At 33.9% G+C, this 23,273-nt stretch carries 26 protein-coding genes; 16 read left to right on the top strand and 10 right to left on the bottom strand.

What is annotated here, in order from left to right; genetic code table 11:
* The first annotated feature begins 86 nt into the window (after nt 1–86).
* Nucleotides 87–1,070 carry an aldo/keto reductase gene (locus tag FDY99_RS15075; RefSeq protein WP_139422624.1) on the top strand — a complete coding sequence of 328 codons (984 nt, stop codon included), beginning with the start codon at nt 87–89 and terminating at the stop codon, nt 1,068–1,070.
* 180 nt (nt 1,071–1,250) lie between these two features.
* Here the strand turns inward: FDY99_RS15075 and FDY99_RS15070 are convergent, their stop codons facing one another.
* From FDY99_RS15070 to FDY99_RS15055, 4 genes are all read right to left on the bottom strand, one after another.
* Entirely contained in the window at nt 1,251–1,694 is a 444-nt protein-coding gene (locus tag FDY99_RS15070) for a carboxymuconolactone decarboxylase family protein (protein ID WP_139422622.1), read from the bottom strand.
* Between the two features lie 5 nt (nt 1,695–1,699).
* Nucleotides 1,700–2,131, bottom strand: a complete 432-nt coding sequence (locus tag FDY99_RS15065; protein ID WP_139422620.1) for a DoxX family protein — start codon at nt 2,129–2,131, stop codon at nt 1,700–1,702.
* Between the two features lie 63 nt (nt 2,132–2,194).
* On the bottom strand, nt 2,195–2,656 hold the full coding sequence (locus FDY99_RS15060) for a Crp/Fnr family transcriptional regulator (protein WP_317129835.1): 462 nt from the start codon (nt 2,654–2,656) through the stop codon (nt 2,195–2,197).
* Between the two features lie 92 nt (nt 2,657–2,748).
* Entirely contained in the window at nt 2,749–3,525 is a 777-nt protein-coding gene (locus tag FDY99_RS15055) for a transposase (protein WP_228448942.1), read from the bottom strand.
* Between the two features lie 206 nt (nt 3,526–3,731).
* Here FDY99_RS15055 and FDY99_RS15050 point away from each other — a divergent pair, with 206 nt between their 5' ends.
* From FDY99_RS15050 to FDY99_RS15035, 4 genes are all read left to right on the top strand, one after another.
* Nucleotides 3,732–4,097 carry a DUF1304 domain-containing protein gene (locus FDY99_RS15050; protein WP_139422616.1) on the top strand — a complete coding sequence of 122 codons (366 nt, stop codon included), beginning with the start codon at nt 3,732–3,734 and terminating at the stop codon, nt 4,095–4,097.
* A gap of 502 nt (nt 4,098–4,599) precedes the next feature.
* Nucleotides 4,600–5,850 carry a quaternary amine ABC transporter ATP-binding protein gene (locus FDY99_RS15045; protein ID WP_139422614.1) on the top strand — a complete coding sequence of 417 codons (1,251 nt, stop codon included), beginning with the start codon at nt 4,600–4,602 and terminating at the stop codon, nt 5,848–5,850.
* A gap of 1 nt (nt 5,851) precedes the next feature.
* A complete protein-coding gene (locus tag FDY99_RS15040; protein ID WP_139422612.1) occupies nt 5,852–6,685 on the top strand; it encodes an ABC transporter permease in 834 nt (277 codons plus the stop codon).
* A complete protein-coding gene (locus tag FDY99_RS15035; protein ID WP_139422611.1) occupies nt 6,682–7,536 on the top strand; it encodes a glycine betaine ABC transporter substrate-binding protein in 855 nt (284 codons plus the stop codon). Before FDY99_RS15040 ends, FDY99_RS15035 begins: the two co-directional genes overlap by 4 nt.
* Before the next feature lie 130 nt (nt 7,537–7,666).
* Here the strand turns inward: FDY99_RS15035 and FDY99_RS15030 are convergent, their stop codons facing one another.
* Nucleotides 7,667–8,047, bottom strand: coding sequence for a winged helix-turn-helix transcriptional regulator (locus FDY99_RS15030; RefSeq protein ID WP_139422609.1), 381 nt, complete (start codon nt 8,045–8,047; stop codon nt 7,667–7,669).
* A gap of 92 nt (nt 8,048–8,139) precedes the next feature.
* Between FDY99_RS15030 and FDY99_RS15025 the strand changes: the two genes are divergently transcribed.
* Both FDY99_RS15025 and FDY99_RS15020 read left to right on the top strand, forming a co-directional pair.
* Nucleotides 8,140–9,132: a quinone oxidoreductase family protein gene (locus FDY99_RS15025; protein WP_139422607.1), complete on the top strand. Its 993-nt coding sequence runs from the start codon at nt 8,140–8,142 to the stop codon at nt 9,130–9,132.
* Entirely contained in the window at nt 9,125–9,592 is a 468-nt protein-coding gene (locus FDY99_RS15020; RefSeq protein ID WP_139422605.1) for a cupin domain-containing protein, read from the top strand. The genes FDY99_RS15025 and FDY99_RS15020 overlap by 8 nt, the downstream gene beginning before the upstream one ends.
* Nucleotides 9,593–9,687: 95 nt before the next feature.
* Here the strand turns inward: FDY99_RS15020 and FDY99_RS15015 are convergent, their stop codons facing one another.
* Both FDY99_RS15015 and FDY99_RS15010 read right to left on the bottom strand, forming a co-directional pair.
* Nucleotides 9,688–10,155 (bottom strand): thioredoxin family protein, encoded by a 468-nt coding sequence (locus FDY99_RS15015; protein ID WP_139422604.1) that lies wholly within the window; start codon nt 10,153–10,155, stop codon nt 9,688–9,690.
* Between the two features lie 210 nt (nt 10,156–10,365).
* Nucleotides 10,366–12,438, bottom strand: a complete 2,073-nt coding sequence (locus FDY99_RS15010) for a TonB-dependent receptor plug domain-containing protein (protein ID WP_139422602.1) — start codon at nt 12,436–12,438, stop codon at nt 10,366–10,368.
* Between the two features lie 124 nt (nt 12,439–12,562).
* Between FDY99_RS15010 and FDY99_RS15005 the strand changes: the two genes are divergently transcribed.
* The 7 genes from FDY99_RS15005 (at nt 12,563) to FDY99_RS14975 (ending at nt 20,328) form a co-directional block, all read left to right on the top strand.
* Entirely contained in the window at nt 12,563–13,750 is a 1,188-nt protein-coding gene (locus tag FDY99_RS15005; protein WP_139422599.1) for a homogentisate 1,2-dioxygenase, read from the top strand.
* A 205-nt stretch (nt 13,751–13,955) separates the two neighbouring features.
* A complete protein-coding gene (locus tag FDY99_RS15000; RefSeq protein WP_139422597.1) occupies nt 13,956–15,230 on the top strand; it encodes an acetyl-CoA hydrolase/transferase family protein in 1,275 nt (424 codons plus the stop codon).
* A 117-nt stretch (nt 15,231–15,347) separates the two neighbouring features.
* Nucleotides 15,348–16,130, top strand: coding sequence for a hypothetical protein (locus FDY99_RS14995; protein WP_139422595.1), 783 nt, complete (start codon nt 15,348–15,350; stop codon nt 16,128–16,130).
* Between the two features lie 231 nt (nt 16,131–16,361).
* Entirely contained in the window at nt 16,362–17,492 is a 1,131-nt protein-coding gene (hppD, locus tag FDY99_RS14990) for a 4-hydroxyphenylpyruvate dioxygenase (protein ID WP_074229923.1), read from the top strand.
* 71 nt (nt 17,493–17,563) lie between these two features.
* Complete coding sequence (locus FDY99_RS14985) at nt 17,564–18,043, top strand: hypothetical protein (protein WP_139422593.1); 480 nt, start codon at nt 17,564–17,566, stop codon at nt 18,041–18,043.
* A 45-nt stretch (nt 18,044–18,088) separates the two neighbouring features.
* Nucleotides 18,089–19,336, top strand: coding sequence for a fumarylacetoacetase (gene fahA / locus FDY99_RS14980; RefSeq protein ID WP_139422591.1), 1,248 nt, complete (start codon nt 18,089–18,091; stop codon nt 19,334–19,336).
* Between the two features lie 170 nt (nt 19,337–19,506).
* On the top strand, nt 19,507–20,328 hold the full coding sequence (locus FDY99_RS14975; protein ID WP_139422589.1) for a flavin reductase family protein: 822 nt from the start codon (nt 19,507–19,509) through the stop codon (nt 20,326–20,328).
* A gap of 57 nt (nt 20,329–20,385) precedes the next feature.
* Here the strand turns inward: FDY99_RS14975 and FDY99_RS14970 are convergent, their stop codons facing one another.
* The 3 genes from FDY99_RS14970 to FDY99_RS14960 form a co-directional block, all read right to left on the bottom strand.
* The gene (locus FDY99_RS14970) at nt 20,386–20,589 is read right to left on the bottom strand and encodes a hypothetical protein (protein ID WP_139422587.1); all 204 of its coding nucleotides are present in this window, start codon (nt 20,587–20,589) and stop codon (nt 20,386–20,388) included.
* Between the two features lie 235 nt (nt 20,590–20,824).
* On the bottom strand, nt 20,825–21,040 hold the full coding sequence (locus FDY99_RS14965; protein ID WP_139422585.1) for a bacteriocin-like protein: 216 nt from the start codon (nt 21,038–21,040) through the stop codon (nt 20,825–20,827).
* Nucleotides 21,041–21,119: 79 nt separating this feature from the next.
* Entirely contained in the window at nt 21,120–21,959 is an 840-nt protein-coding gene (locus FDY99_RS14960; RefSeq protein ID WP_139422584.1) for an alpha/beta hydrolase family protein, read from the bottom strand.
* Between the two features lie 152 nt (nt 21,960–22,111).
* Between FDY99_RS14960 and FDY99_RS14955 the strand changes: the two genes are divergently transcribed.
* Nucleotides 22,112–22,885 carry a HipA family kinase gene (locus FDY99_RS14955; RefSeq protein ID WP_139422581.1) on the top strand — a complete coding sequence of 258 codons (774 nt, stop codon included), beginning with the start codon at nt 22,112–22,114 and terminating at the stop codon, nt 22,883–22,885.
* Nucleotides 22,872–23,255 (top strand): DUF3037 domain-containing protein, encoded by a 384-nt coding sequence (locus tag FDY99_RS14950; protein ID WP_074229931.1) that lies wholly within the window; start codon nt 22,872–22,874, stop codon nt 23,253–23,255. Before FDY99_RS14955 ends, FDY99_RS14950 begins: the two co-directional genes overlap by 14 nt.
* Nucleotides 23,256–23,273 lie beyond the last annotated feature (18 nt).

The raw sequence follows: 23,273 nt of genomic DNA, 5'->3' as shown, positions 1-23,273 counted from the left end.
AGATTCTTCCTTCGTCAGAATGACAAAAATTGAAAATATTTTAAGGTTAAATTGAAAACAAAATCAAAAAATAAGATAAAGACAAAATGCAATATAGAAAATTAGGAAACACAGATCTAGAACTTTCAGTGATCACTCACGGAGCGTTTGCGATTGGTGGAAATATGTGGGGTGGAAATGAAAAACAAGATTCCATCAACTCAATCCATGCTTCTCTAGATCATGGTGTAACTTCCATTGATACTGCACCTTTTTATGGTTTCGGATTGAGTGAGGAAATGATCGGTGAAGCTATCAAAGGAAAAGACCGTTCGAAAATCCAGTTATTAACAAAATTCGGATTGGTTTGGGATGGAAGCAATAATGGAAAAGGTGAATTTTTCTTCGATGCAAATGATGACGGCAAAATAATTCCTGTGTATAAATTTGCTTCAAAAGAAAACATTATCAAAGAAGTTGAGGAAAGTTTAAAAAGATTGGGAACAGATTACATCGATCTTTTACAATTGCATTGGCCCGATTCTACAACGCCGATTAGTGAAACGATGGAAGCGATGGAATTGCTCATTCAACAAGGAAAAATCCGTGCAGCAGGTGTTAGTAATTATTCTGTTGAGCAAATGGAAGAAGCCAATCAAACATTCAAATTAGCAAGCAATCAGGTTTCTTACAGCATGCTTAACCGTGCAATTGAAAATGATTTAGTTCCTTATTCTTTAGAAAATAATTCGGGAATTATCGTTTACAGTCCAATGGAAAGAGGCCTTTTAACCGGAAAATATTTTAAAGAAGATCAATTAAAAGAAAACGATCACAGAAACGGATATTTTTCACAGTTCGATTTAGATAAAGTAAAAAAATTCTTAGAAAAAATAGAACCTATCGCACAAGACAAAGGAACTACTCTTTCTCAATTGGTTTTACGTTGGACAACTTTACAACCCACAATTACAGTGGTTTTAGCAGGAGCAAGAAACGCTCAACAAGCCATTGAAAATGCAAAAGCAATGTCTTTTGATCTATCTCAGGAAGAATTGAATTTTATTAACTCTGAGCTATCTCAACTTTAATATCGTACTTAAAATTCGTTAAAAAACGAAATAATTCTCTCGCTGATTTTTCAGATTAAGCTGATTTCGTATACTTTTAAATTTGCAAAATCTGCATAATCAGCAAGTGTTAAAAATAAAAGAGCTTTTCATAAAACTTGAAAAGCTCTTTTTATAAACGACTTTAAAGTATCTAAAGATCTACTTTGCGATCGGCAAATGTGTAGAAATTGCAATTCTGTTCCAAGCATTTATGGTAACAATCGCCATGATAATTTGAGCGATCTGACCTTCATCAAATAATTGCTTAGCCTTATAATACGTTTCTTCAGTCAAACCTTTTTGGCTGATCAAAGTAATTTCTTCCGTCATTGCTAAAAGCACCTGTTCCTCTTCTGTATAAAGATCCAACGCTTCTCTCCATGCGTTTAAAAGATAAATTCTTTGTGGTGTTTCGCCGTATTTCATCGCGTCTTTTGTATGCATATCCAGACAAAAAGCACATCCGTTGATTTGCGACGCTCTTATTTTGATCAATTCTTTCTGAATATGGTTTAAAGAAATGGTTTGAAGATATCCTTCCAATCCCATCATTGCTTTGTAAGCGGCAGTGTCTACAGTTGCCATATTAATTCTTGCACTCATATTGTTTATGGTTTTTTAGTTAATGTATCTATTGAAAAATAAAATTCTTTTTGTGTTGCCAATAAAAAAGCTGCTGCACTTCCTACCCAAACCGAATAATCTAAAGGCGCTTTTATTCCCAAAGCAATACTCATTGATAAAGCGAAAACAAGCAATAAAATTCCGGTTCCGTAAGCTGCGATTTTTGTTTTTAAACCCAAGATCAGCATCAAAGGAAAAAGTATTTCTAAAAAAGTAGCGGCATAAGCAGAAAACGCACTTAGAGTTTCGGGAAGAAAAAACGTTAATTGCCGAGTATATTTTTCAAAGTTTCCCCAGTTTCCCCAAGCTGAGTTGTCACCCCAAAAACCAAATCTGTCTGCCACTGCAGAAAGCATCGTCATCGAAATCGTTAACCTTAAAAATAACTGTGGAAATATAGAATCTTTGCCTGTCATTGCGTTTGTTTTTATGAACAGGACAAAGTTGCGAATTAAGAATCGCAAAAATCTTAAACTGGTTTAAGAACGTAATTTTGCTCTTATTTCACTTAAATATTCCGGTGTAAAACCTAAAAAAGAAGCCAATAAATATTGTGGAATTCTTTGGATAAACCAAGGATACAGAGTACTAAAATGCACATAATATTCTTCCTTCGTCATCTCATAAATATAGCGGATTCTTTTTTCAGCAGCTGCATAAGCGGTTTGATAGATCATTCTGAAATAACGTTCCATCACCGGATGTTTTTGAAGCAACAATTCCTGAGAATGGAAATCAATCACTAAAATCGTAGAATTTTCAACAGACTGAATATTAAAATCTGTTTTCACCTGTTTTTCAAAAGCAAAAGTGTCGGAAATCCACCAGTTTTCGATGGCAAATTCTGTGGTTTGCTCTACACCTTTTTCATTTACAAAAAACTTTCTCAGACAACCTTCGAGAACGAAATATTTGAATTTACAAACATCTCCTTCAAGCATTAGATTTTCTTTCTTTTTTGTTTTTAAAACCTGGAAAAAAGAAAATACAGAAGCAAATTCTTCATCATTGATGGTAATAAATTTAAACCTGTTTAAACTTTTATTTTTCTGAGAAACAAAATAGAGAAAGCGAGATAATGTAGATTTGTCCAAGTAATATTCAAAGTCTCAAATCTTACTAATAAAGCTTTGAAGCTATCAAGCCATGCATTTGCTTTTTCTATTTTGAATCTTCTTTTATACAACTCATTATCAAAATATTTTTCATTCTTTGTATCCCTGTTACGAGGATTCCCTTTGATATTTCCAATAATTTCTTTTTTATACAGCATATCTCTAAGTTTTTTACTGTCAAAACCAGAGTCGGCATTAAGAAATAATCCCTTACACTCTATATCAGCAGCATCCAGAAGACCGAAAATCTCTTCCAAAGTATCTTCAATATTATAAAGATCATGATGTTCACCGCTTATTGGCTTTCCCATTGAAAGCATTTGTCCCTGATTATCACAGAGAAAAATACAATTACTGGTCTTAGATGATTTTCTTCCCTGATAACCTACCGATTCTCCTCCTGTTTTACTTCGGGTATGGCTTCCATCCAATTGGACACTGGAAAGATCTAATTTCCTTTTATTATTTTGAAGAAGAGAAATCCAAATTCTTTTGAAAGAGCCGTCCTTACACCATTTATTGAAATAATAATAGACTAATTGCCAGCTTATTGTTTCTTTTGAAAAATATTCTTTGAGGCTTAATTCCCGCCATTGGCAGCCTGTTTTCAATCGTTTTATAATGAGTTTAAAGATTTTTCCTAAATCAAATCTCGTGGAAAACCCTCGTTTGTCTTTGCTTAAATGAGGTAAAATCCATTTTTCCAGTTTATCTTTGCTTATGAGTTCCAGATTTTAGTTCTTTTTTTTGCAACTCTAAATTGCTAATTTTCTGGAAACTCTTTTTCTAAAAAGTTTAAACAGGTTTTTTATCTAAATGCGCTTTGAAAGTTTCCATTTTTGAAATTGTATAACCAAACTTAACTTTATTTTTTTAGTTTTACAATAACAAACAATAAATCATGGAAATCGTTGCCAAAATCTTAATCGCAGTTGTCGCTCTAGAACACCTTTACATTCTTTGGATGGAAATGTTTGCGTGGGAAACCAAAGGAAAAGAAGTTTTTAAAGCTGCTTTACCTGCCGAAATGTTTAAACCCACAAAAGGGTTGGCCGCCAATCAAGGTTTGTATAATGGTTTTTTAGCCGCAGGATTAATCTGGTCTTTTTTTATTGAAGATGAAAAATGGCAAACCAATATTGCTTTATTTTTCTTGAGTTGTGTGGCTGTAGCAGGAATTTATGGTGCCATTTCAGCGACTAAGAAGATTTTTTTCGTTCAGGCTTTGCCGGCAATTTTGGCGATTATTGCGGTGCTTTTGAAATAATTTAGTTCAAAAATATTTATTATTGAGAACACCATTTTTTCTATCGTTTATATAAAAATTCAGCTTTCTTCAAACCATAAAACATAATAAAAGCAACTATCTATAATTCAATACATTCCAATCTTAAATTTCGATTAAATATAAAATCCGTAAATTTGCACCATCATAAGAAATTGATGTACAGCTTTTTTATGCTTTCAGCATAATGATAAATTTAAGTTGTTCTGGCAAATATCTTTAATAATCCTGATGATAATTATTCTTTGATTCAATTTAAAAAAGATTGATTTCTTTTTTTACGTAATACATTCTTTGTCAAAGTAAAACCTTTTTAAGACAATAAACACGATCATTCATTTGATATGATTTTGTATGCTTTTTGTTATTAAAAAAAAGATTTTACTGTAAAAATCATACTGAACATTTTTGCATGCGGTGATATCACTCATCAAAGCATCGTTGTTTCAATTTCTTATTTCAAATACATTAACAAAATCTGAATATGGATACAATTGATACTAATCGAAAAGTAAAACTTAAAGTTGAAGATCTAACGATAATTTTCGGGAAAAATAAAGAAAAGGCGTTAGAACTTCTGGATAAAGGTTTTTCTAAAAAAGAGATTCTTGAAAAAACAGGATGCACAGTAGGAATTAATAAAGCAAGCTTTGAAATCTATGAAGGGGAATTCTTTGTTATTATGGGACTTTCAGGAAGCGGAAAATCAACTTTGCTGCGTTGTCTTAACAGACTGAATGAGCCGACTGCCGGAAAAGTATATATCAATAACGATAATATTACCGATAAAAATAATAAAGACCTTCTGGAAGTCAGAAGAACAGAAATGAGCATGGTGTTTCAGAAATTCGGATTGCTACCTCATCATACTGTTTTAAGCAATGCAGCGTTCGGACTTGAAATACGAGGAGAAAGCAAAACGATTCGTGAAGAAAAAGCGCAAAAAGCATTAGATATTGTAGGTTTAAATGGCTTTGAAAACCAATTGCCTTCACAGCTTTCAGGAGGTATGCAGCAAAGAGTCGGCTTAGCCAGAGCTCTAGCGAACGATCCCGAAGTTTTGTTGATGGATGAGGCTTTCTCTGCACTCGATCCGCTGATAAAATCTGAAATGCAGGATCAGCTTCTCGAATTACAGGAAACTCTACAGAAAACAATCGTCTTTATTACTCATGATCTGGATGAAGCCATCAAGATCGGAGACCGAATCGTCATTATGAAAGACGGTGTCATCGAACAAATAGGAACTGCAGAAGATATTTTAACCAATCCGGCAAGTGATTATGTAAAAGCTTTTGTAGAAAAAGTTGACCGTAAAACGATTATTACAGCGAAATCTCTAATGTTCGACAAGCCAACTGTAGTTCGTTTCAGAAAAGATGGTCCGGAAGGTGCCCTCAGAAAAATGAGAACCACAGGTTTGGAAACTTTACCCGTCGTAGATTTCCAAAATAAATTTCTGGGTTTTGTGACGCTGAGTGATATTGTTCAAATCGCAAAGAAAAAAGAACCAACTGTTGAATCGGTGATTAACAGTAATGTTCCTTCGGTATATCAGGAAGCAACCGTCGAAGAAATGCTCCCTTTAATTTCGGGAAGCAAATCAGCGATTGCTGTGGTAGATGAAACCAATAAATTTTTAGGACTGGTCACTCAATTATCTCTCATCATCGAGGCTACAAAGTATAATGAAGAAGAAATTATTGAATTAAAAGAAATCGCAAACAACCAATAAGATGAATAAAACTATAGATATAGGTCAATATGTAGAAACTGCTATCAATTGGCTCACCGATAACGCAAAACCTTTCTTTGATATCATAAAAAATGTTGGCAACTCTTCAATTTTAGGAATTGAATGGGCTTTAGTCAACACGCCTTTTTACATCATCATTCTACTTTTCACATTATTAGCTCTATGGAAAGCAGGAAAAGGAACCGCCATTATGACGGCAGCCGGACTTACTTTAATATTTTTAATGGGATTCTGGAAAGAAACCATGGAAACATTATCACTTATTTTTGTGGCAACACTTACCGCATTGATCCTTTCCGTTCCTCTCGGAATATGGGCGGCAAAAAATCAAATTGCGGCGAAAATTATTCGTCCATTACTCGATTTAATGCAGACAATGCCTGCTTTTGTTTACTTAATTCCTGCTGTATTATTTTTCAGTATCGGTAAAGTTCCCGGTGCATTTGCAACCATTATTTTTGCCATGCCACCTGCAGTACGTTTAACGACTTTGGGAATTGAATCTGTTCCTAAAGATATTGTAGAAGCAGCCCGAGCTTTCGGAGCAACTAATCGTCAAATCTTATTTAAAGTAGAACTTCCTTTGGCTATGAACACAATTTTAGCAGGGATCAATCAAACTATTTTATTATCATTATCAATGGTTGTAATCGCTGGAATGATTGCAGCAGGCGGTTTGGGTGAAAAAGTTTTGGAAGGAATTAATAATCTGGATATCGGTTTAGGATTTGAAAGTGGTTTATCAGTCGTGATTTTAGCCATTATTCTCGACCGGATCACTCAAGGATTTGTAAAGAAAAAAACAGCAAAATGAAAAGAATAAATTATATATTATTACTTACTTCTGTTCTCATTTTAGGAGTATTTAATTCTTGTAAAAACATAAAAAATTCCAAATACATCAACATTGGAATGGTTGATGGTTGGGCAGAAGACGTCGCAATGACACACGTTGTAAAAGCTATTTTGGATGAACAGGGTTATCATGTTGTCATTCAGAAAGCTTCCACAGATATGATTTTAGCTTCAATGAATAACGAAGACACAGACCTTTTTCTGGGAGTTTGGTTACCTTATACTCATGCAAGTAAAATAGCTAAGTTCCCGGAGTTGACCAACCTTGGAACAAATTACGACAACGGAAAGATCGGTTTAGTAGTTCCCGATTATATTCCCATAAAATCTATTGAAGAATTACCAAAATATGAGGAAAAATTCAAAAATAGGATCATCGGTATAGAAAAAGGAGCCGGAATGACCGCTGCAACAGACAGAGCCATTATTGATTACAAATTAAATTATAGACAGATCAATTCTTCTACAATCGCTATGATTACCGAACTTCAGAATGCAATAAAACGTAAAGAATGGATCGTTGTTGCAGGATGGCAACCTCACTGGATGTTTGGCAAAATGAAATTAAAATTTCTCGAAGACCCCAAAAAAACATTTGGGGAAGCAGAAAAAATTAAAACGTACAGCAGAAAAAGTTTTGGAAAAGATCATCCTGAATTAACGCAGTTCTTTTCTAAAATGTATTTTGATGACCAAACCATGACTGATCTTTTGACTAAAATGGAAAACAGCAAGAACAAAGAAACTACAGCTAAGGAATGGGTTAAAGACCATTCTGAACTCGTCAATTACTGGTTGGATAAAAACTGATCTTAATAAAATTATTTTTTAGTTTCTCTCGCAGGTTTTGCAGATAGCGCATATTTTTTCAGAAAGAATCATCTGCTAATCAACCTAATCTGCGAGAGATTTTATATTTACTCCAATAAAAGACTGATTCTCAAGAGCTCATCGATTCCTTAATTTTTTCACGGTGAATCAATCCCCAATTCACCAAAGTTTCGGTAACCGGAAAAACAGATTTCCCATATTCTGTAACAGCATATGTTACGGTGATTGGTTTTGTATCCTGAATCGTTCGGGTGATCAATAAATTTATTTCCAGTCCTTTCAATTCTTTGCTCAGCATTTTTGCAGAAATTCCCTCAATTCCTCGTTCCAGCTTTTTGAAATGAATATTTTGATCTGTACGATTGGTTAAATACCGTAGAATCATCAACTTCCATTTCCCACCTAAAACATCCAGACTGTCGCGCATTGCGAATAGTTCTTCTGTACAATTCGCTTCCCTTTCTACTCCGTTTTCTATGATCTTTGCCATCGATAGTTACTTTAATGTTACTAGTTACCAAGAGTTAACTAATAACAAATATAAACTATTCTGTTTTTACATTTGTACTTCAATGGAGAATTATGAAAGTAGTTATTTTAAATAAAAATTTACAATTGGAAGATGGCTTTGTTGAAAAACCTGAACCAAAAAGTAACGAAGTTTTAATACAAATTAAAGCAAGTGGTTTCAATCCGATCGATTATCAAATGCTGGAAAACGAGTTGGAAAGAAAGCTCATCAGTTCCCCAATTTTAGGACGTGAACTTTCAGGAATCATTGTCGACAAAGGCAATGATGTTACTCAATTCAATATTGGAGATAAAGTTTTTTGTGGAAGTGGCTCTATGGGAAGCAACGGAACTTATGCAGAATTTATCGCTGTTCCAGAAGCAATTGTAGCCTTGAAACCTAAAAATATTTCTTTTGAACAAGTAGCTGCAATTCCGTCAGTTGGAATGACTGCTTTACAGATCTTCAATCGTTTAAAGCTTAACCAAAATGACCCTGTATTCATTACAGGAGCCGTTGGCGGTGTCGGTTCTTTTTTAATTAAACTTTTATTGGCTCATAATTTCCATAACATCACTGCAACAGTCGGAACTGAAGAAAACAGAAATATTCTACTGAAAATGGGATTGAAAGACCATCAAATAATTAATTATAAAAATGAAAATCTGGTCGAAAATATTCTCAATGCCAATAACAATCATTTTTTTGATGTTGGAATTGATCTGGTTGGAAATTATATGTCAGAAATCACGGCACAAGTTCTACAAATCAATGGAACTTATGTCGATGTAACAGCATTGACTCATAAACAATCGCGCGAAACGCTTTTCAATAAAGGAAATATAATCATGAATATTTCAAATTATGCATATGCAATGACCCAAAATTATCAATATTATCAAAACAGTTTAAATGAAATTTCAAGATTGATTGAAAACGAAATCATCACTCCTCCTAATTATAAACATTTAGGAAGTCTTTCTCTGGAAACAGTCTTGAAAGCTCATTCGATGCTAAAAAACAATCAAACCCAAGGAAATAAATTAATAATGACTCATGAATAAAATACCAAGAAGAATTGTAACAGGAATTGAGAACGGAAAATCAACTATCATCGAAGATCAACCAATTGAAAATGTTGTAGAACATCTTCCGGGCTTGATCATTTCAGACATTTGGAATACTCAGAAAATGCCAGCAAATTTAGATTTTGAAACTCAAATTCCTAATACAGGATTTCCGCAAACACCGAAAAATGGAACGTACTTCAGATATGTTTTCATTCCGCCTGACAAAGATTTGGGAGTGGAATTTAAAGTTGGAGAACCTCATCCAATGATGCACCAAACTCAGACTTTAGATTATATCATTATACTTTCCGGAGAATTGTATTTAATTATGGAAGAAGGAGAAACACTGTTGAAAGCCGGAGATATTGTTATCCAAAGAGGAACCAATCACGCCTGGAGCAATCGTTCTGATGAAGCTTGCATTCAATTGGCGGTGTTGATCGATGCAGAATAATTTCTTTCGCAGATTTTGCGAATAATGCAGATTTTTTGTTTAAACTCCTTACACACAATCATCTGCTAAATCTGCAAAATCTGCGAGATATAAAATTAAAGTTTTAAAATTTCATTTAATTTTTTCTTCATTTTTTCAGGCTTAAATTGTCCTTCATGATAATACACCAACTCCTGATTTTCATTTAAAATAATCCACAATGGGTAAACAGGTTGATTTTTATTTTTAGATAAAGCCAAAACCAATTCATGAATTCCAGAGTTTCCGTTGGGTAAATAATTGAATTCTTTCCCTTGAAAAATGATTTTTTCTTTTGTTTTTTCAGCTTCAAAATTGATGAAATCAAAATTCTCATTGATCATTTCAACCAATTCTTTATCTTTATTTAATTGAAAAGATTCAATCTTGCAGATGGCGCACCAATCGGTATAAATATGAATAATTGTAGGTTTTGCTTCTTTCTGTTGCTGAATTTCCCAATCCGAAAAAGTGCCGCTTTTCATCTGTGAAAGACAAAAACTCGGCACCAACATTAAAAATAAAAATATCGTTAAGTTTTTCATTTTATCAAATTTTTGACCTTCATTACTTTAGAATTCATTTGACACAAAGATTTATTTAGGATAGCATATTATTTTAAGAGGCAAAGGCAAATAAATTTGCTTCGCTAAGCTTGAAAATATAGCTTAATCAACTTATTGATTCATCTTTGCTCCTTAAATATTTATATCTAAAAAATAAATCTTTGCGTTAAAAACATATACAAATCAATCTTACTTTAAAATATATTTCACGCCTAAAAAACCTCTGATTTTCTGCATTGGAGCATATCCGTACGTCGTATCAAAGGTATATCGATTCGGATTAGAGATTGGGTCGCCAACATTTTTATCAAACGGGTCAAACGGTCGCATCAAAGGATCTTTTGGGGTGAAATTGAATAGATTTTTAATTCCGCAATACACTTCAAATCCGGATTTAAAACTTTTCGAAACCTGAATATTCGCAAGATTATAAAACGGAGAATATTCCGGTCGGTAATCATTCGGTAAAACCGGCAATCGCATCGGTCCGTAAAATTGTCCTGTAAAATCTATCGTCAAATTACTCGGAAATTTATATGTTAGATTATATGTTCCACTCCATTTTGGGGCATGAAGTTGTTGGGATTTTTCAGTTTCGCCATCAAATTTTTGGTATACATCTAAATAGGTAACGCCAAAATTCACACTTAATGGAAAATTAAAACTATAATCTATATTCATTGATGCTCCTCTTGAAATTCCGTAACCATTAAGGTTATCATAAATAATTTTCTCAGGATCCGTATCAAAATCGCCGACAATTTTATTGCTGAAATAAGTATAAAACGCTGAAGCATCCAAATTAATCAACTTGTCACCAACAGGAATTTTCCAGACATAATTCAGGTTTCCATTAACCGATTTTTCGGGTTTTAAATTAGACTGAATCACAACATCTCGAGAACCCGTCAAAGCAGCATGGTCTTCTGTAAATAAATTGACAACTCTGAAACCTGTCCCGAAATTGAAACGCAAAGTATGATAAGGATTCGGGGAAAACTTCCATGCAAAACGCGGTGAATGTACAGCATGATGTATTTTATCGTAATCAAATCGGTAACCTAACAACAAAGTATTTTTATCATTTATTTCCCATTGGTCCTGAATAAAAGCGCCTAAAATTGGTGATTTCATTGGCTCATTTGTCAATCCATCACCGGATAAAGTTCCGGGCGTGTTGTCATCATAAAAAGTTCTTTTGAAAGTCACGCCTAAGATCAAATCATGATTTCCTAGTTTTTTATCCCAATACGTTTGTGCAAAAGCTACTTTTTGAGTCGCTTCAAAAGGATTGGTTCCGTAAAAAGAATTCTGGTCATGAAAATTGTAAGAAAACTGCGTCACAATATTTTCTTTCATCGGCCATTGATAAGCTCCAAAAGCTTCTACCCGGTTCGTATAAATACTTTCACCATAAACCTCATCGCTTCCACGATACGATTTATTCCACTGCATTTCTCCTCCAAAACGGTCTTCATACAAATACCTTAACGCAAAACTTGCCTGTCGATTTTCTTTTCTTTTGAAATTCCATTTATTGAAAATTGAAATTCTATTTTGTAACGCTGCATCGGTGAAATTGTCTTTATTTTCGTCGAATCTTTTGGTCGAATTAAAATAATTTAAACTTAATAATGAAGCTATTTTTTCAGACACATTAAATTTCGTAGACAAATCGACATTATTTTCAGCCCAGCTTGTTGTCATTAAATCGACACTCAATTTCGGAGCTGTCAAAGCATTTTTAGTAATAATATTGATGACTCCACCCATCGCTTCAGAGCCATAAAGTGACGAAGCCGGACCTTTTACTACTTCAATTCTGTCAATTAAACTATTCGGAATTCCACTCAAACCGTAGACTGTAGAAAGTGAGCTCACAATCGGCATTCCGTCAATCAAAATCATTGTGTAAGGTCCTTCCAAACCGTTGATGTGAATATCTCCTGTATTACAAACCGAACAATTCAACTGAGGTTTTACGCCGTTTACCATTGCAATCGCTTCAAAAACATTCGGAGTTGGATTTTTCTGGAAAAATTTCTGACTGTAAATTTCCACTGCAACTGGACTTTTCGACTTGCTGATTGGCTTTATTGTTCCGGTAATTACAACATCATCGATATCTTTTGTTTTGATTTCTTTCTTCTCAGAAATCTTAACAGAATCGGTTTTTTGAGTTTTATTTAAATCTAAACTGTCTGTTTCCTGAGCGAAACAAAACGACGATAAAAAAACTGCAGAAAATAATATTCGCTTCATGAAATAAAATTGTTAGACAAAGCTAACATTTATTTTTAGAACGACAAAACTTAAATAAAATTTGTTTTTAAATTTCAATTCATTAAAAAATATTAAATTTGAAATTCTAGATATAAAAGTAAAAATGAGATACCATCAGTCGGGAAATATCCCTCAAAAAAGGCATACAATTTTCAAATCTCCTGAAGACAAATTCTACTATGAGCAACTTTTCGGAACGGAAGGTTTTCATGGAATTTCTTCTTTGCTATATCACGTTCATCGCCCTACTCAAATCAAATCGATTGGCGAACCGAAAGATGTGACTCCGAAAATTGCCGTAGACAAAAACGTAACTCCAAGAATGTTTAAAGGAATGAATGTAACTCCTGAAGACGATTTTATGGACAGCCGAAAGTTTCTTTTGGTGAATAATGACCTGAAAATGGGATTGGCGAAACCGAGAAAATCAATGGATTATTTCTACAAAAACGCTGAGTGTGATGAACTTTTGTACGTTCATAACGGAAGCGGAACTTTGAAATCTTTTGTGGGAAATCTTGAATTTTCTTTTGGTGATTATCTGATTATTCCCAGAGGAACGATTTATCAGGTTGAATTAAATTCTGACGACACGGTATTTTTCGTTGTCGAAAGTCACTCACCGATTTATACTCCAAAAAGATATAGAAACGAATTTGGACAGCTTTTGGAGCATTCTCCATTCTGTGAAAGAGATATCATCGCTCCGACTTTTGTTGAACCAAAAGACGAAAAAGGAGAATTTTTAATTAAAGTAAAAAAAGAAAACCAGATCACCGATTTCATTTATGCAACGCATCCATTCGATGTTGTTGGTTGGGACGGTTATTTTTATCCTTATAAATTCAATATCAAAAACTTCGAACCCATTACAGGAAGAATCCACCAACCGCCACCAGTTCACCAGACTTTTGAGGCACACAACTTTGTAGTTTGTTCGTTCTGTGCAAGAATGTATGATTATCATCCGATGGCAATTCCTGCACCTTACAATCACTCGAATATCGATTCTGACGAAGTATTATTTTATACAGAAGGTGATTTTATGAGCCGTAATCATATCGATTTAATGGATTTCACCCTTCATCCGGGAGGAATTGTTCACGGACCGCATCCTGGAGCAATGGAAAGAAGTATCGGTAAAAAATTCACCGAAGAATACGCAGTAATGGTAGACCCTTTCCGTCCTTTGAAAATTACTGAAGAAGCGATGAAAGTAGAAGACCCGTCTTACAAAACTTCATGGCTGGAAAGCGAAGATCACAGTCTGGAAGATCGTTCACAGGAATAATACAGCTTTTGGTACTTAGCTTTTAGCTCTAAACTTGTTATAAAAAAATTGAGGACTGAATTTATACATTCAGTCCTTAATTTTTAACCAGCTTTCACCAAAACATGATAAATATTTTCTCTTATTTACGGGTTATAAAAACAATATGAAGTATCTTTAAAGGATTAAAGAAAGTCGTAGAATATATCTATAAAATTTTAGAAAAATGTACAATTATATTAGTGCAGAAGAAGCTGTATATACTGTAAAAAGCGGAAACCGTGTATTCTTTCATGGAAGTGCGTGTACTCCGAATCATTTAATTGACGAATTGGCAAGACAGTCTCACCGTGTTGATAATGTAGAAATTGTTTCTATTACACAACAGGGAAATGTAGAAGTTGCAAAACCTGAATACAAAGACAAGTTTTTCGTTAATTCTTTGTTTGTTTCCACACCGGTAAGAGATGCCGTAAATTCTGACAGAGGAGATTTTGTTCCTGTTTTTTTAAGTGAAATTCCGATTCTTTTCAGAAAAAACATTTTACCGCTTGATGTAGCATTTATTACGGTTTCTCCACCCGACAATCATGGTTTTTGTACATTGGGAACTTCTGTGGATGTTGCAAGAGCCGCAGTTGATACCGCTCAAACCATTGTTGCTATTGTTAATCCTTTGATGCCGAGAACGCACGGCGACGGAATGATCCACATCAGTAAAATTCATAAACTGGTTTGGCACGAAGAAGAACTTCCAACCGTTGATTACGGTGCAAAAGTAGGTCCGGACGAAATGTTGGTGGGTAAAAATGTTGCTGAGTTAATTGATGATAAATCTACACTTCAAATGGGAATTGGAACTATTCCCGATGCCGTTTTAAAATGTTTAGGAAATCACAAAGATCTTGGTGTTCATACCGAAATGCTCAGCGACGGAGTGATTGATTTAATTAAAAACGACGTTATCAACAATAAATATAAAGGTTATCACAATAATAAAACCATTACAAGTTTCTGTTTCGGAACTAAAAAATTGTACGATTACGTAGACGACAATACCGTTTTCGCATTCAATGATGTAAGTGCGGTGAATTTTCCGATCAATATCATGAGAAACAAAAAAATGGTTGCGATTAATTCTGCTATTGAAATTGATTTGACCGGACAAGTTTGTGCTGATTCTATCGGAACAATGCAATACAGCGGAATTGGTGGACAAATGGATTTTATGAGAGGTGCTGCCCTAAGCGAAGACGGAAAACCGATCATCGCCATCACTTCGAGAACAAAAAAAGGAATTTCCAGAATTGTACCATTCTTAAAACAGGGAGCGGGAGTCGTAACTACAAGAGGTCATATTCATTGGGTAGTAACAGAATACGGAAGCGTTTATTTATATGGAAAAAATCTTCGTCAGAGAGCTCAGGAATTAATCAGTATTGCACATCCCGATGACCGAGAAATGCTGGAAAGAGCAGCTTATGAGAGGTTTAAACATTAAAAAAATAAAAAATATAGCTTTTCAAACTAAAAAAGTTCTTACATTTAAGTAAAATAACCATGAAGTTTTTGGCAATCGTTTTGCCAAAAACTTTTGTTATATATAAATAGTACACAAATGAAGACGATTTACAATTCTATAAAAGAAAAAGTTGCAAAACATCCGAAAATTCAAGATTCAGTTTTAGGAACAGTAAATGAATGGAAAAGGAGTCATTATATCATTCTTTCAGAAATCATTAAAGAAGAATTAGCATCATCTGAAGAACTCAAAAACGATAAACGGTTTGAGTTGGGAAATACAATTTCGCACATTACTTTACAGCGTTTTTTTGAAAGCGATTATCAAGATAAAACACACAATGATCTACGTTTTTTAAAAACACTTGATAAAATATGCATTTTTTTAGGCTTTAAAGACCTCAACTCATACATTCATGATATTAAAGAACACCAAGTACTTGAAGAAAAGGTAAACAGCGATGTTTTTTCAGTAGATATTGTGTATCAATACTGTACAGCAGTTTTCGAATTATATAAAAATTTCCCTACCTTAAAATTAGACTTGTTCAAAGATTGGGTATTCGACAATTCCCCTTTTCTTGAGAGAGCTTCCGCATTTAGTAAAGAACTTTGTGAAAGACAGTTTGAACTTGTTACCAAAAACAATCGGTCAAATTTTGAAATATTTGATGTGAATATTATAACAGACGATCCTGATAAAAAGATTCTTGAAACTCAGGAGTTCTGGAATCTGCTCTTCAAAGTCGGAGAAACCGGAGAAGAGCACTTTGTGAATCAGCTCAACACCCAAATTTATTTTATCCGCAAAATAGATAATGTGTGGAAAATATGGGATAATTACAACCCAGATGCAGGAAGATTAAATAATAAAAATTAAAAGCCGTAAATAATTACGGCTTTCTTTGTTTTGAAATAATTTTGTTTTCCACATCTTGTATCTTTAACAAATGTAAAGTAAATAACAAAACAACAATAAACTTAAACAAACTTAAACAAACTTTAATATTAATTAAAAATAAGACAATCGATTACATAACGATTTTGTTTTTAATTATTTACAGGAATTTTGTAATTTGCAAGCCATTAAATAAAAGTAAAAATAGAAAATATGTCAACACTTACATTTGCCGAAAAAATTGCTCAAGCTGAGAATTTTTTACCAATTAATGGTACAGATTACATCGAATTTTATGTAGGAAACGCTAAGCAAGCGGCTCATTACTATAAAACAGCATTTGGATTTCAGTCTGTTGCTTATGCAGGTCCTGAAACCGGAGTAAGAGATCGTGCATCTTATGTTCTACAGCAAGGAAAAATCAGATTGATTCTTACAACAGGTTTAAAGTCTGATTCTCCAATTAATGAGCATGTAAAAAAACACGGTGATGGTGTTAAAATTTTGGCACTTTGGGTAGATGATGCGTATGCAGCTTTTGAAGAAACTACTAAAAGAGGTGGAAAACCATATTTAGAGCCTACAACATTAACTGACGAACACGGTGAAGTAAGAATGTCCGGAATTTATACTTACGGAGAAACTGTTCACATGTTTATCGAAAGAAAAAATTATACAGGTCCTTTCATGCCTGGTTACGAAAAATGGGAAAGTGCTTATCAACCGGAAGAAGCTGGTTTATTATACGTTGATCACTGTGTAGGAAACGTAGACTGGGACAGAATGATTCCTACTGTTGAATGGTACGAAAAAGTAATGGGATTTGTAAACATCCTTTCTTTTGACGACAAACAAATCAACACAGAATATTCTGCTTTGATGTCTAAAGTAATGTCAAACGGAAACGGTTTTGCAAAATTCCCGATCAACGAGCCTGCAGAAGGTAAAAAGAAATCTCAGGTTGAAGAATATTTAGATTTCTACGAAGGTGAAGGTGTACAACACATCGCTGTTGCAACAAAAGATATTATTCATACCGTAACTGAGTTAAAAAAACGTGGTGTAGAATTCCTTTCTGCTCCACCGGAAGCTTACTACGACATGGTTCCTGAAAGAGTTGGTCACATTGACGAAGATCTTAAAAAACTTCAGGATTTAGGAATTCTTATAGACCACGACGAAGAAGGTTACTTACTTCAGATCTTCACAAAACCTGTAGAAGACCGTCCTACTCTATTCTTCGAAATCATTGAAAGACACGGTGCCCAAAGTTTTGGTGCAGGTAACTTCAAAGCATTATTCGAAGCATTAGAAAGAGAGCAGGAAAAAAGAGGAAATCTTTAATCTAAAATAATAAATACAGAGTTTTGTCAGGATGCAGATCTTGACAAAACTTTTTTATAAAACACAGTATTATGATCAAATTTTTCAGCGGATTGCTCCTCATTGGAACAAGTTTTTTTGCACACGCACAATACGGAACTTTAGATGCTATTCTCACCAAACTTGAGGAAAGAAAAGGTATTAATCAAAATTTAAACGATGTAAATATTGATGACAAAAAATTTGTTTTGATAAAAGACCTGCCCGATCATACGGAAAGAAATTTCATTGTGATAAAAGGTCAGAAAGCAACGTATGTCGAAATATTTGACGATAAAGCCACTGGTGAAAGTACTTCTAATGTTTTTTCCGGCGACATCGTGAGAAGCCGAAAAAATATCATTTCACTGAGAGCCGATTTGCTTGAAAACAAAAAAGTTCCGATTCCCGTTACCAAAACACTGTTACTGACAAGACAGGATAACATCTTGTACCTTATCGACGTCAACAATAAAGACAGATGGATTGACGAAGAATCCTTTTCTAAAGCGAAGATTAAAGCTAAAAAGTAAAATCAGTATTGATTTTATTCTAATCTAAATTAAATTACAAAAATTATGAAATCATTTGTAGAATATTCATCAAATTCAGACTTTTCAATCCACAATATTCCTTTCGGAGTAACTGTTTTCAATAAAGAATTCATAGGATGTTGTACAAGAATCGGAGATCAGATTATAGATCTTGCAACCTTGTATGATCTTGGTTACTTTGAAGATATCGAAGGTCTTGATGACAATATTTTTGAAGCATACACTTTAAATGAATTTATTGAACTTGGAAAACCTGTAACCAACGCTGCACGTCTTAAAATACAGGAATTATTGCTTGAAGGTTCTATTTTATCTAAAGATGAAAAAACAATTGAAGAAGCGTTTTACGATGTAGATCAGGTGAAAATGATGATGCCTGTTCACATTCCAAATTACACTGATTTCTACAGCAGCATCGAACATGCGACCAATGTTGGGAAAATGTTCAGAGATCCTGCAAATGCACTACTTCCAAACTGGAAACATTTACCGGTAGGTTATCACGGAAGAGCTTCATCAATTGTGGTTTCAGGAACAGAAATCAACCGTCCAAAAGGTCAGATGAAACCTGCAGATGCAGACAAGCCTGTTTTCGGACCTTGCAAACAATTGGATTTTGAATTGGAAATGGCATTTATTGTCAATAAAAATACCGAAATGGGCGAAAGTATCTCTACAAAAGATGCCGAAGACGCTATTTTCGGAATGGTTGTTTTCAACGACTGGTCTGCAAGAGATATCCAATCTTGGGAATACGTTCCGTTAGGACCATTTTTGGCGAAAAATTTCGGTTCATCAGTTTCTCCATGGGTAGTTACTTTGGAAGCTTTAGAGCCATTCAAAACTACTTCTCCAAAACAAGATCCTGAAGTTTTGGATTATTTAAAATTTGAAGGCGACAAAAATTACGATATCAACTTAGAAGTTTATTTACAGCCTGAAAACGGTGAAGAAAACCTAATTTCTGAAAGCAACTACAAACATATGTACTGGAACATGACTCAACAATTGGCTCATCACACGGTAAATGGCTGCAACGTAGAAGTTGGTGATCTATACGCAAGTGGAACGATTTCAGGAAGTGATCCTAAATCTTTCGGTTCTATGCTTGAGTTAACATGGAGAGGACAAAACCCAATTCAGCTAAACAACGGACAGGAAAGAAAATTCATCGATGATAACGATACCATTACTATGAAAGCTTGGGCTGAAAAAGACGGCGTGAGAGTAGGTTTTGGTGAAGTTGCTGGTAAAATTATTCCTACAAAGTAATTATATTTTTAAACAAGAATATTTAGATGCTTCGACTTCGCTCAGCATGACACCGCTAAAAAACATTCTGCAAAACAGTTAGTATTAGAAATGTCATGCTGAGCGTAGTCGAAGCGTTTTTATAATTATATCTAATTTAAATACTTAAATCATTAAGTTAAGTAACAAAAATGAAAACAGTAATCCCATCCGAAATAACTCCAGTGCAACTACAAACGATAATGCAGACTGCCGTTTCACCACGTCCAATCGCTTTAGCTTCTACAGTTGATAAAAATGGAGAGATCAATCTATCGCCATTCAGTTTCTTTAATATGTTCAGCACGGTTCCTCCGATTTTGATTTTTTCACCATCGAGAAGAGTACGCGACAATACCACAAAACATACTTTAGAAAATGTTTTGGAAACTTCTGAAGTAGTGATCGGAACCGTTAATTTTCCAATTGTACAACAGATTTCTTTAGCCTCTACAGAATATGGTGAAGGAGTGAACGAATTCATCAAGTCCGGACTAACGATGAAGGATGCTGATCTGGTTACACCTAAATTAATCGAAGAATGTCCTGTTAATTTTGAATGTAAAGTTTTAGAAGTAAAATCTTTGGGAGATCAAGGAGGTGCGGGAAATTTGGTCATTTGTGAAGTACAGAAAATTCATATCCGAGAAGAATATCTGAATGAAGAAGGAAACCTGGATCAGAAAAAACTGGATATGGTTGCACGTCTTGGCGGAAATTGGTATTCTAGAAATAATGAGAATAATCTTTTTGAAGTCCCAAAACCATTGGTTACGAAAGGAATTGGATTTGATTTACTTCCGGATGCTATAAAACTCAGCAAAGTGTTTACTGGAAATGACTTAGGAATGTTAGCTAATGTAGAAGTTTTACCTTCTGAAACTTGTCATAACGACGAAAACATTCACTTGGAAGCTCAAAAATTATTATTAGATAGTAAAATTGAAGAAGCCTGGAAAATTCTAGTTAAGTAAATTTCAACTTGAAATTAAAATAAAAGGAGTGAAAATTTTCACTCCTTTTATTATTTTTTAAAAACAACATTGCGAACGTCCTTCTATCTGAACTATTGTTCCGAAATCAGATATGCAACCAGATACAACACACCTGCTCTCTCCATCACTAAGATAAAACTGATAACATCCGACTGGCGGACAAGATGCTCCTTTTCCTAAAATACTCTTTTTAGCTTCTCTGCTTAACTTTTGCCCTTTTTGTAAGTTCAATTTTTTCATGAAATTTTCTATTTAAATGATTATTAATGTATCACTAAAATAGGAAAAAATACAACATCATCATTAAAATTCTACAACAAATGAATAATCTTTTTTATAAGAATATTATTTTAAATCATAATCAACCAAATATTTAACAATAATCCTAAGTAGTTTTTTGCAAAAAACTCACCTTGATAAATATAAAGAAAGGAGTGAAAATTTTCACTCCTTTTTTATTTTTAAAACTAAATACTTAGTAACAGCATTGCCAACGTCCATTAGCATCTTTGCTTTGTGTTCCAAAATTAGGAGATTGACATGGTGGTACAATGCATAACACGCCTTGTCCATCACCAATATAATTTTTATGGCAGCCTGTTGCACATTGTATTGGTTCTAGACCTCCTACTCCTCCTGAGATACTTTTCTGAGCTGCTCTGCTTAATTTTTTTAAATTTGATTTTTTCATAAAAATTTTTGTTTAATGGTATTAATGTTTCACTAAAGTATGAAAATTATTAACACCAAAAATAATTTTAACAATAAAATCAAATATTTTGTTTGATAAATTTAATAGACTTTTCAACAACTTCATTCAACTCTTTTGGTAGCGCATCATCTCTCCAAGGTTCTTTAGCGCCAAATGTATGGTTTGCATTTTCAATAAGATACAATTCTGAAGTTGGATTTAAAATATGAAGATGTTCCGCATTTTTCACGTCTACACTTTCATCATGGGTTCCATGAATAATTAAAACCTGAGCTTTCGCCATTTCCATCGAACGTTCTACATCAAAACGATGCTCATCATTTTTAAAGTCTTCAAAAAACTGGAAATAATGTGGCATTTGCTGCTTTGTTCTTCCGTTCTCTACATAATAAACTCCGTTTTCTTTCCATTTTTCAAAATTTTCTTTTGTAGGAAATCTTTCTAAAGTATCTACGCTTGCCAAAGTAATCAACCCGTTAATTCTTTCGTCTTCACAGGTTTTAATAATAGAAATTCCTCCTCCCCGACTGTGACCGATTAATATTATTTTTTGGTCATCAACTTTTGGATCTTTAACGAAATGATCAATCACAACATTTAAATCTGACAATTCTTTTGAATAATTATTATTTCCAAAAGCTTCCAAATCAGCAAAATTCTCAGGATCTTCAACGGTAGTTCCATTATGCGAAAAATTAAATTTAACAAAGAAGAAGCCTGCTTCTGCAAACTTTTCTGCCATTAAATTCCAGGCACCCCAATCTTTATAGCCTTTATAACCATGAACAAAAATTACCAAAGGCATTTTCTCATTGGTTTCAGGGTAAAATGCATCCGCAAGGAAATCTTTGGTTTCAGGATTTGAGATGAGAATATTTTGATTTTTGATGATTTTCATGTATTTTATTTTTGAATTAATTGAATCCGACAGATATTTAATTTTCCGCAATTAGTCGAATCTTCAAGAGAAATATTTTAATTTAAACAAATTTTAAACCTAAAAATAGCACAAATAGAAATAAGCACAAAGGAAAACGTTATTTTTGCATTATGTCAGATTTAAGAACAGTTACTGTACAACGTTATATCCTTCCGCTTCGTGAAGGAGGCTCACTTCCTGCTTTGGCAGAAGCCGATGATGATTTTAAATATGTGTTGAAATTTCGTGGAGCCGGTCATGGTGTAAAAATGTTGATATCAGAATTTTTAGGAGGAAAAATTACTGAAGCTTTGGGATTACCAATTCCAGAGCTGGTTTTTGCCAATCTTGATGTAGATTTTGGAAGAACGGAAGCCGATGAAGAAATTCAGGATTTATTGAAAAATTCTGAAGGATTAAATCTCGGGCTCCATTATCTTTCAGGTTCTATTGCTTATGACTCAAGTGTGAAAGTTGATTCGTTGCTTGCTTCAAAAATTGTTTGGCTGGATGCATTTATCACCAATATAGACCGTACTTTTAAGAATACCAATCTTTTAATGTGGCACAAAGAATTATGGATCATTGATAATGGTGCGTCTTTTTATTTCCACCACTCATGGCAGAATTTTGATGCGGCTGCGAAAACTCCTTTTAAATATGTAAAAGACCACGTTTTGCTTCCACAGGCAACAAAATTAGATGAGGCAGATCAATTTGCTCATTCCGTTTTAAATGAAACTTTGTTCAGAGAAATCGTCAATACAATTCCACAGGATTGGTTGCACTGGAATGATGCCGAAGAAAGTCCGGACGAAATCCGTGAAATTTATTTCAACTTTCTGAAGACCCGATTAGAAAATTCTCAAATCTTTATAAACGAAGCCCAAAATGCAAGAGGATAAGATATACGAATACGCCGTAATACGTTTGGTACCGAAGGTTGAAAGAGAAGAATTTTTCAACATTGGACTGGTTTTGTTTTCGAAAAAAGAAAAATTTATCAAAGTAGAATTTTATCTCTGTCCCGATAAATTTAAACTTATGCACAGCAAACTTGATTATGATGATATTACTAAAAATCTTGAGAGTTTTAAAAATATTGCTGAAGGAAAAAAAGAAGGCGGCCCGATTGCTTTACTCGAAATTCCAGACAGATTCCGTTGGCTGACTGCGGTGAGAAGTGCAGTTGTACAAACTTCAAGACCGCATCCCGGAAAATCGAAAGATTTAAACCAAACTTTTGGTAAACTTTTTGAAGAGTTGGTAAAGTAGCAAACCAAAGCAATATTT

Source organism: Chryseobacterium mulctrae, assembly GCF_006175945.1.
Lineage (GTDB): Bacteria > Bacteroidota > Bacteroidia > Flavobacteriales > Weeksellaceae > Chryseobacterium > Chryseobacterium mulctrae.
This window is presented reverse-complemented; position numbering and strand designations above follow the sequence as displayed.